The sequence below is a fragment of the Pseudomonas sp. V98_8 genome (genome assembly GCF_029967975.1).
Lineage (GTDB): Bacteria > Pseudomonadota > Gammaproteobacteria > Pseudomonadales > Pseudomonadaceae > Aquipseudomonas > Aquipseudomonas umsongensis.
The window spans coordinates 1-10,307 of sequence record NZ_JASCAE010000106.1 but is presented as its reverse complement, the minus strand read 5'-3'; the positions used below and the strand labels follow the sequence as shown (position 1 = coordinate 10,307).

Here is a 10,307-nt window from a genome sequence, read left to right as displayed (position 1 = left end):
TGGGGTTTCCCCATGTGAGAGTAGGTCATCGTCAAGATTAAATTCCAAAACCCCTGTCTGCTAGCGCAGACAGGGGTTTTGTCGTTTTGGGGCTACGAAAAGAGCTTCAGCACATTGCTCATCGAGTAACCGGTCACTCAATGTGAGACGGCACCGGGATGAATCGATGGAAGCCGGTAAGCTACCCACAATCGCCCAGACTTGTGCGGCATCGACGGGCAAAAGAGCCCGGGGTTGGCTATAGCGGGGCTGGGAGCCGGGGCGGGGGATGTTGTAAGCAGATTATGCGTGGATGATGAGCGACGAAATGTTGCGGCAAGTGAAGTCACCCTCGGGCCTGCCGCTGCCTTTGCTACGAGGTTTTTCTGTTCTTGGCTTCCGAACTGTTGAGGTACCGGGTGATGACCTCAACCCCACGATTGAGATGGTTGACCAGCAACCTCACAGATCCTTCGACATCTCGCGCCTCGGCGGCCCGCCACATGGCCCGGTGATCTTCCTGTGATAACTTGCCCAGGCCCATGGCCTCAAGGTTGAAGCGCAGGAAGCGTTCTTCTTCGTTCAACCCGTCCTCCACCAGTTTGAGCAACCGGCGATTGGGTGCCTTGCTGTAGAGCGACATATGAAAGAGGCGGTTCAGCCGGCCGATTTCGGTGTAGTCCTGTTCCGTCTCCAGCTGGTCGATGTAAAGCGCGGCCTGTTCGAGATCCGCCGCCTCAAGCAATGGCACCGACAGGCGCAGGGCTTCGGACTCCAGTAAAATCCGCAGCGCATAGGTCTCCACTGCATCGCCCTGGACCAGCGGGGCCACCACGGCACCTTTGTGGGCAACCACATTGAGCAATGACTGGGCTTCGAGTTGGCGCAACGCTTCGCGCACAGGCATGCGGCTGACACCGAAGAGATCGGCCAGGTCTTGCTGGCGCAGAGCGATGCCACACGGCAGCCGACCGTCCAGGATGGCCGAACGCAAGGTTTCCTCGATGACCGAGCGCGCCAGGTGAGCCGCAATCGGGCCGTTGACCTTAATGCTGCTGAGAGGGTTGGCTTTTCGTGTCACTACAACGCACCCTGATTGGCCGATTTATTTTGGATCCAACTGACACTAGTGAGTGCCTGAAAGCTTGTCAAACGATCAGCAAATTACCTATTTCAAGTTTAGCGCGCCATCGCTGATCTCACGGTGCCATTGTTTTTTGCCGTACTAACCTACACCATCAACCGACTTTCCAACTGCCTACCCTGGATGCCTCGCATTGGCGGTACGTTTTTCCCCGATTCCACGGATGCTGCGCTGGCTGTCCTGCGCGTTGTTGCTGGCTGGCGTAATGCTCGGCGGGCTGCATGCCGATTGGGATTTTTCTCTGATCAGTCGTCGGGCGCAGGCATTGTACGGACCTTTGGGTCCAGGCCAGCAACGCATGGATGATTGGCAGCATTTGCTGGCCAGCCAGAAGCAGCTTGGCGAGCTTGAACAGTTGAACGTGGTCAACCGGTTCGTCAACAAGCAGTTGCGCTACGTCGAAGACATCGATTTGTGGCAACAGGTCGATTATTGGGAAACGCCAATCGAAGCCCTGTGGAAAGGTGCCGGCGACTGCGAAGATTACGCTATCGCCAAGTATTTCAGCCTGCGCCATCTTGGCGTTTCCAGTGACAAACTGCGCATTACCTACGTCAAGGCCCTGCGTCTGAACCGGGCACACATGGTGCTGACCTACTATTCGAGTCCAGAGGCGATGCCGTTGGTCCTCGATAGCCTGATCGACACGATCCAGCCCGCCAGTCAGCGAACGGATCTGCTTCCGGTCTACTCCTTCAATGCAGAAGGCCTGTACTTGCCCGGCGCCAAAGGTAACAAGAAGGTTGGTGATACCAAACGCCTGTCGCGTTGGCAGGATGTGCTGAAAAAAATGCAGGCCGAAGGTTTTCCGGTCGAGACGACTAACTAGGAGCTCACGCTCAGATGTCTTTGTTCAAACAGCTGTTGATCGCTATCTGTCTGTTCCTGGTGGTCGCCTTTACCGGCAGCTTCATGGTCAGCCTGGAAAGTTCGCGCACCCAGTACGTCAACCAGTTGCGTTCTCACGCCCAGGATGGCGCGACGGCTTTGGCGGTGTCCCTGACACCGAACATCGACGATCCGGCGATGGTCGAGTTGCTGGTCAGCTCGCTGTTCGACAGCGGGTATTACGCCAGCATCCGCGTGGTCGATTTGAGCGACGACAAAGTCATCGTCGAGCGCAGCGGTATGCCGACGGTCAACAATGTACCGCAATGGTTCATCAAGCTGATCGGCCTGGAAGCGGCCGGTGGCGATGCGATCGTCAGCCGCGGTTGGGAGCAGGCTGCACGGGTCGAGGTGGTCAGCCACCCGATGTTTGCCTTGGCCAAGCTTTGGCAGAGTGCGCTGGGCAGTCTTGGTTGGCTGCTGCTGTGTGGCGCGGTGAGCGCCGTCTTGGGTGCATTGCTGTTGCGTCGACAATTGAAGCCCCTGGATTACATGGTCAAGCAATCCCACGCGATTGCCCGCCGGGAATTCCTCAGCCTGCCGGATTTGCCGCGTACCCCCGAATTGCGCCGCGTCGTTCAAGCAATGAACCAGATGGTCGAGAAGCTCAAGGCACTGTTTCAGGAACAGGCCGAGCGCAGTGAAAGACTGCGGATCGAGTCTTATCAGGACAACCTGACAGGGCTGGCGAACCGTCGTTATTTCGAGATGCAGTTGAACGCACGGGTGAGCAATACCGAGCAGGCCAGCTCGGGTTATCTGCTGTTGCTGCGGGTCAACGATCTGGCGGGTTTGAATCAGCGCCTGGGTGGTCAGCGGACCGATGAGTTGTTGAAGGCAGTCGGGCTGCAATTGTCTCGCGAGTGCGCCAAGTACCCGGAAACACAAAACCTGGTCACGCGCATTCGCGGCGGTGAGTTTGCCGTGCTGGCGCCGGGGTTGGTGCGTGAGGAAGCGTTGCAGCTGGCGCGCAGCCTCGACAGTGCCTTGGCGAGCCTGCACGCCACTGGCGCCACCGACGTTGCGCCGGTGGCCTCAATCGGACTGGCTCCCTTTACCCATGGCGATTCACCGCAGGCGGCGCTCGGGTTGGCGGATCAGGCATTGGCCCAGGCGCAGAGCCAGGGTGAGCCGAGCTGGGCGTGCCTGGACCATGGCGCATCGACTCATGTGGCTGAAGACCATCATGCGTGGCACAACCTGCTCGATCAGGCCATGACTCAACGGCGCTTCGAATTGTTCTTCCAGCCAGTGGTTGCCGCCCAGGACACTCAGCTGGTGCTGCACTACAAGGTGCTTTCGCGCTTGACTGATGCAGAGGGCCAGATCATTCCCGCCGGACGCTTCCTGCCGTGGCTGGAGCGTTTTGGCTGGACTGCGCGGCTGGACCGCCTGATGCTGGAGTTGGTGCTTGAGCAGATGGCTGACCATGAAGAGTCGCTGGCGCTGAACCTGTCGTCGGCTACCCTGGCTGACCCGCAGGCGCTGAATAAAGTCTTTGAGCTATTGCGTTCGCATTCCAACCTGGGGCCGCGGTTGACGCTGGAGATCGGTGAGGAACAATTACCGGAGCAAACGGTGCTTGAGGAGCTGACGCGACGCCTGCGTGAGTTGGGGTTCTCATTGAGCCTGCAACGTTTCGGCGGACGTTTCAGCATGATCGGCAACCTGGCACGGCTAGGGTTAGCGTATCTGAAGGTCGATGGCAGCTACTTCCGGGCGATTGATCGCGAGAGTGACAAGCGTTTGTTCATCGAGGCCATCCAGCGGGCGGCGCACAGCATTGACCTGCCGTTGATTGCCGAGCGGGTCGAGACAGAAGGGGAGTTGTCGGTGATTCGCGAGATGGGGCTTTATGGGGTTCAGGGGCAATTGTTCGGTGCGCCAAAGCCTTGGTGTAGGAGCGAGCTTACTCGCGATGGAGGGTAACGATGACGCGGGGCACCTGACGCCCCGCGGCGCCCTCACATTTTTCGACGGAACGCCGCCCGGAGCATGCTCGCTCCTACATCTAGAGGGCGGCAGGCCTAGATCAATCCTGCCTCATCATCATCGATCAAATGACTTAATCCGCCCAACGCCTCACGGGCCTGGGTCCGGTCCATCAACTTGGCCTGTGCGGCCGGTGGCAGGTCGGTGACACGGATCACGCCTTTGCTGGTCAGCACCTGGATCAAGTCGTCGAGTACGCGGATCATTTCCAGGTCGCTTTGCTTGAGCTGCTTGAGGCTGACCTCCATCGTTTCGTTGGCGTACCAGGCCTGGATTTCATGATGATCGGCCGGCAGCGTTTCCGTGGCTTCGGCATAGGCGGCAGCTTCCACGCGAACCAATTGGCCTTGCGCATCGCGTTGCACGTAAAACATTTGGCATCCCTCAGAAATGGTCCAGCATCATGCTGTCAGCAGCATAGGCCAACTGCAGGCGAGTATGCGGCGTGATGACGAAATCGTCACCGGGCTGTTGATTGCAAACGTGACGGCCGCCCGCTGTGGGCGACCGTCAGTCAGCCATCAGCTGTTGTTGTGATCGATCTTGATCGTCGGATCGCTACCGGCAATCAGATTGTGCAAGTTGGCGCTGGACCAGTTGTTACCTTCGAGTTTGATCGTCACGTCCGGCTTGGCCGCTGTAGCGTTGGCACTGTTGAAGTTGCCAGCGGAATTGACCTGCAGGGACGATACACCGTCCACCGTGGTGATCTTCAGGTAGTTGTCGATGGTGCTGCCACTTTCACCCTGCAACAGATCACGCAGATCGATGCGATCGCCCTGGCTGGCATTGAAGTCCTTGATCACGTCGGTGCCGGTGTCGCCAGACTTCCAGACGAAGGTATCGCCACCCAGGCCGCCAATCAGCGTGTCGTCACCCTTGCCACCCAGGAGGGTGTCATTGCCGTCGCCACCCTCAAGCAGGTCTTTTCCGGTACCGCCGAGCAAGAGGTCATTGCCGCTGCCGCCGTAGAGTTTGTCGTCGCCACCCAGGCCGAAAATGATGTCGTTGCCGGCACCACCCAACAGACTGTCGTTGCCATCGTGAGCGCCAGACACGTCGAACACGTCGGTGTGCTCTGTAATGTACTGGTGCACGTTGCTGGTGGTCACTTTGCTGACATCTACGCCGGTTTCCTTGGCAACGAACGCCTGCATCGCCTGGTAACCCTCGCCGGCAACGCCGTTGAAGCTGACCAGGTCGCCGAAGATGATGTCATTGCCATCACCCGCATTGACCGTGTCGTCACCCGGCAGGGTCGCCTCGGTGTGGCCGAGGATGGCATTGGCCAGGTTGCTCGGATCGATATTGGTTTGTGGCTTGCTGTCCGTGTCGAACGGAATCAGGTCGGTCGGCTTGATCGCGCCGTTCAGACCGATTGCTTCGACCTGCGACAACTTACTGAGCAACAGGAAGCTGCTGCTGGCGTTATCGGCCGTATCGTCGTCGGTGTAGCTACCTTTACCGGCGGTGTACGAGATCTCATAGGTGCCGTCACCCTGCGCACGGATCGTGCCGATGGTGCCGTCCTTGGTCCAATTGCCCGACGAGTCTTCGGACCACTTGTTGATCTTGCCACTGCTGGTAATCAGCTGGCGGCTGACTCCACCCAGGGTGATATAGGCGGTATCGCCCAGCTTGTAGTTATTGACGCTCAGGTAGTCATCCAGTCTGCCATCGACTACTTTGGAGCTTTTGAAGTCAGCGACTATCGGGTTGGTCGATTCGCCGGATTGGTAGTAGGTGGGCACCCCGTCAGTGATGAAGTAAGTGAGGTTGGTGGCGCCGATATTGCCCTTGGCCTGAGTACTCTGGAAGAAGTTGGCCGTGGTTTTGAACACGTCCTCGTAGTTGGTGCCACCGCCAGACGCCATCGATCTGACGATGGCCTGGAGTTGATCCAGTGCGCCGGAGTCATTCAGGTTGACCGTAACGGTGGTGTTCACGGTGTCATCGAAGGTCGCCAGGAAAATGTTGACCGTCCCCGAAGTGTTCGCACCCAGGCTTTGCTTGAGGGTGCTGAACATCAGGCTCAGCGAGTTCTTCGCTGCCTGGATCGAGGTGTCCATACTGCCGGAAGTGTCGACCATGAACGCAATGTTGTAATTCTTGCCCTGAACCACGTTTAGGCCAGCGACGTCGGCAACGATGATGTCGTTGCTGTCGGTGCCGACGATATTGTCATCCTTGGTCGTGCCCATGACCGGGTTGTAGGTCGCTGGGTAGATGGTCACCGGAAGCTCGGCCGACGATGGCGCTGAGCCGCCCAGCATTTCGGTGGAGGTCGAAGTCACCGTCAGGTTGAACGAGTTGCTGTAGTACGGCGGCGGGGTGATGGTCAGCGAGCCGAGGTTCCAGCCGGTGACATCCGCCTCGCCATTGCTCGCGGTGGCCGTGAAGGTATGTCCCGCGCCATCGCCGAGCACGGAGCCCGCCGGAATCCCGCCGATCTTCACGCTCAGGCTTTCGGAGCCGTCGCGGTCGGTCAGTTCGGTGCTGATGGCCGACAGTTTGATGCTGCCGCCCTCTGGCCCGGTGTTGAGCTTGTAGCCGTCGTAGTAGCCTTCGCCATTGCTGCCATGCAGGTCGGAGACCGTCACGCCTGCATTGATCAGGTCGTTGACGCCGGTGTAGATCGGCACGCCAGCATTGTTCAGGTCGAGCACCGGACCGTTGTCCACCCTGAGGTTGACGTCGTAGCTGCCCGGGCCGCTCTGGTTGTGGTGGTAGATGTCCAGGGTGTAGTAGCCGCTGGTGGTCGGCGTGAACGAGCCGCTGATCGTCCCGCCGGCACCCCACAGGGCACTGGCCACGTTTTTGCCGCCAATCGTCACCAGCAGACTGTCGTCCGCGGTGCCGCTGAAGGTGTAGATCTTGCCGGCTTCGAGGTAGATCAGGCCGGAGGTTTTTGAGGCGATACCCGCCGTCACACTGCTTTCCTGCACATCGGTCACGGTACCTTTGCTGTTGGCAGTGCCAGCCGCATCGATCACCGATTTCAGGGTGTTGGTCGGCGCACCGCTGCCCGTACCGTTGTAGCCGGTGTTTAGGGCGGTCAGGCCAGTCCAGATCTCCTTGATCAGGCCTGTCGAGTTCACGTTGTTGCCCGCGATACTCAGGGTGGGTGCGTCGGCTTGCGGAGTGATGTCGACTTTCAGAGTCGCTTCGTTGCCCAGGTTGAAACCGTCGGTAGGCTTGAACTTGATCTGCGCGTAGTCCGCTGCCTTGTTGCCGACCCCGGTGCCGCCATAACCATCGGCACCCGACTCGTTGCGTGCCGGCACGAAGGTCAGTTTGCCCAGGGCGATATCCGCCTGGCTGATGACCTGCCCGACCACCACCTTCACGCCGTTGAACAACAAATCGCCACCGCCCGTTACCTGGGTGATGGTGATGCCCAGCGGGCTGTCGTTATCGACATCGGTGACCTTGAAGTTGTCCCAGGTCAGGGTCAGGGTCTTGTCTTCGAGGCCGGTAACTGCGCCGCCAGTGGTCACCGGTGCATGGTCGTTGTCGACGATGGTGGTGATGACATAGGTTTTGCTCGAGTCGATCACCAGATTCTCGAAGTTGCCGCCGATGGCTTTGTCGATGGTGATGATGAAGTTCTCGGAGCCTTCGACCAGCTTGTCATCGATGGTGCTGATGTCGAAACCGACGCTGTTGCTGTTGGCCGGAATCTTGATTGTCATGACACCATTGAGGTCTGAACCGTCGACCGCAGTACCCGTGTACTTCAGGGTCACCGTGACTTCGGCCTGAGAGGTATTGCTCAGGTTCAACGTGTAGTGCGCGGATTGGCCTTCGATGACCGATGCCGCACCACTGATACCCACGGTGGTTACGTCGCCTTGGCCCGATGGCTCGTCGGTGACGGTGGTGGTCAGGGTGGTGTCCTTGAGCGTCAATTTTTCAAAGTTGTCAGCACCGGTGACCGACACCAACTTGTTGATGATCGGGGCCTGGCCACCAGTGAAGAAGTCGTCCTTGGCGGTAACTACTGCAGTGCCCGTGGTGCCATTGGCCGGGATCTTGACCGTGGTACCGTCGCTGAGCTTGAAGGTCAGCTCACTGTGGCTGGCCATTGGCAGGCCAGCGGTGTTGGTCAGGGTCACGGTGTAGGTGATCTGGCCGCCTTCGGTGACGGTGGTTTTATCCACGCTCAGGGTGGCCGTCACTTCGGTGAGGGTGTCGCTAACTTTCACCACAGCTTCGCCGCCGAGCACCAGGTTCTCGAAGGATTTGCCCGGAACGGAAGCACCAGTGACGCTAAGCTTGATGGTTTCGCCGTCCTTGTAGACGTCATCGCCCTGGGCTTTCAGCTCGTATGGAATGCTGGTGCTGCCAGCCTTGATCACGACGGTATCGCCGTTGCTCAAGGTCACGGTCAGGTCTTGTTTCAGGACCTGGTCCACTTTCACCGTGAACTTCGGTGCAGCGTTTTCCAGTACGTCGCCGTTGCTTTCGATGCTGACGGTGATCTTGTCGCCTTGGCCCGATGGTTCGTCGGTGACCTTGGTCGTATATTGGTCCTCGCCGAGGGTCAGTTTCTCGAAGTTGTTGGCCGAGACCGACTCCAGCTTGTTGACGATTGCATCCTGACCACCGGTGAAGATGTCGTCTTTGGCAATCACCACAGCAGAGCCGCTGGTGCCATTGGCCGGGATCTTGATCTCGGTACCGTCGGTGAGTTTGAAGGTCAACTCGCCGTGGCTGGCCATCGGCAGGCCGGCGGCGTTGGTCAGGGTCACGGTGTAGGTGATCTGGCCGCCTTCGGCGACGGTGGTTTTATCCACAGTCAGGGTGGCTTTGACTTCGGTGAGGGTGTCGCTAACTTTCACCACGGCTTCGCCGCCAAGCACCAGGTTCTCGAAGGATTTGCCCGGAACCGAAGCATCGGTGACGCTGAGCTTGATGGTTTCGCCGTCCTTGTAGACGTCATCGCCCTGGGCTTTCAGCTCGTATGGAATGCTGGTGCTGCCAGCCTTGATCACGACGGTATCGCCGTTGCTCAAGGTCACGGTCAGGTCTTGTTTGAGGACCTGGTCCACTTTCACCGTGAACTTCGGTGCAGCGTTTTCCAGTACGTCGCCGTTGCTTTCGATGCTGACGGTGATCTTGTCGCCTTGGCCCGATGGTTCGTCGGTGACCTTGGTCGTATATTGGTCCTCGCCGAGGGTCAGTTTCTCGAAGTTGTTGGCCGAGACCGACTCGAGTTTGTTAACGATTGCGTCCTGGCCACCGGTGAAGATGTCGTCCTTCGCAATCACCACAGCAGAGCCGCTAGTGCCGTTGGCCGGGATCTTGATCTCGGTGCCGTCGGTGAGTTTGAAGGTCAACTCGCCGTGGCTGGCCATTGGCAGACCGGCGGCGTTGGTCAGGGTAACGGTGTAGGTGATCGAGCCGCCTTCGGCGACGGTGGTTTTATCCACGGTCAGGGTGGCTTTGACTTCGGTGAGGGTGTCGTCGACTTTCACCACGGCTTCGCCGCCGAGCACCAGGTTCTCGAAGGATTTGCCCGGAACGGAAGCATCGGTGACGCTGAGCTTGATGGTTTCGCCGTCCTTGTAGACGTCATCGCCCTGGGCTTTCAGCTCGTATGGAATGCTGGTGCTACCAGCCTTGATCACCACGGTATCGCCGTTGCTCAAGGTGACGGTCAGATCCTGCTTGAGTACCTGATCGACTTTCACCGTGAACTTCGGTGCAGCGTTTTCCAGTACGTCGCCGTTGCTTTCGATGCTGACGGTGATCTTGTCGCCTTGGTTGGCCGGGTCTTTTGGATCGCCCGAACCTGGCTCGTCGGTGACGGTGGTGGTGTATTGGTCCTCGCCGAGGGTCAGCTTCTCGAAGTTGTTGGCCGAGACCGACTCCAGCTTGTTGACGATTGCATCCTGACCACCGGTGAAGATGTCGTCCTTGGCAATCACCACAGCAGAGCCGCTGGTGCCGTTAGCCGGGATCTTGATCTCGGTACCGTCGGTGAGTTTGAAGGTCAACTCGCCGTGGCTGGCCATCGGCAGGCCGGCCGCGTTGGTCAGGGTCACGGTGTAGGTGACCGAACCTCCTTCGGCGACGGTGGTTTTATCCACGGTCAGGGTGGCTTTCACTTCAGTGAGGGTGTCGTCGATGGTGACTTGGGCTTTGCCGCCCAGGACCAGGTTTTCGAACGACTTGCCGTCGACGGTGGCATTGCTGACACCCACTTCCACAACCTGACCGTCCTTGTAGACGTCATCGCCCTGGGCCTTCAGCTCGTACGGCACGCTGGTGCTGCCGGCCTTGATCACCACGGTATCGCCGT

Annotated in this window: 5 protein-coding genes; 2 read left to right on the top strand and 3 right to left on the bottom strand. The window is 58.8% G+C overall.

Annotated features, from left to right (window positions below; all coding sequences use genetic code 11):
* Nucleotides 1-352 precede the first annotated feature (352 nt).
* Nucleotides 353-1,060, bottom strand: a complete 708-nt coding sequence (locus QLG10_RS29235; protein ID WP_110751738.1) for a GntR family transcriptional regulator — start codon at nt 1,058-1,060, stop codon at nt 353-355.
* Between the two features lie 196 nt (nt 1,061-1,256).
* Between QLG10_RS29235 and lapG the strand changes: the two genes are divergently transcribed.
* The gene (lapG, locus tag QLG10_RS29230) at nt 1,257-1,952 is read left to right on the top strand and encodes a cysteine protease LapG (RefSeq protein ID WP_248679086.1); all 696 of its coding nucleotides are present in this window, start codon (nt 1,257-1,259) and stop codon (nt 1,950-1,952) included.
* A 14-nt stretch (nt 1,953-1,966) separates the two neighbouring features.
* A complete protein-coding gene (gene lapD, locus QLG10_RS29225) occupies nt 1,967-3,940 on the top strand; it encodes a cyclic di-GMP receptor LapD (protein ID WP_282488456.1) in 1,974 nt (657 codons plus the stop codon).
* Nucleotides 3,941-4,038: 98 nt separating this feature from the next.
* On the opposite strand, the gene QLG10_RS29220 is transcribed toward lapD, so the two are convergent.
* On the bottom strand, nt 4,039-4,377 hold the full coding sequence (locus tag QLG10_RS29220; RefSeq protein ID WP_008064081.1) for a hypothetical protein: 339 nt from the start codon (nt 4,375-4,377) through the stop codon (nt 4,039-4,041).
* 147 nt (nt 4,378-4,524) lie between these two features.
* On the bottom strand, nt 4,525-10,307 hold a 5,783-nt coding region (locus QLG10_RS29215), incomplete at its 5' end, for an immunoglobulin-like domain-containing protein (protein WP_282488455.1).

What these genes read in the sequence shown, in the direction of transcription:
- lapD (WP_282488456.1), top strand. Translation starts at nt 1,967, where the DNA reads ATGTCTTTGTTCAAACAGCTGTTGATCGCTATCTGTCTGTTCCTGGTG.
- QLG10_RS29220 (WP_008064081.1), bottom strand. Translation starts at nt 4,377, where the DNA reads ATGTTTTACGTGCAACGCGATGCGCAAGGCCAATTGGTTCGCGTGGAA.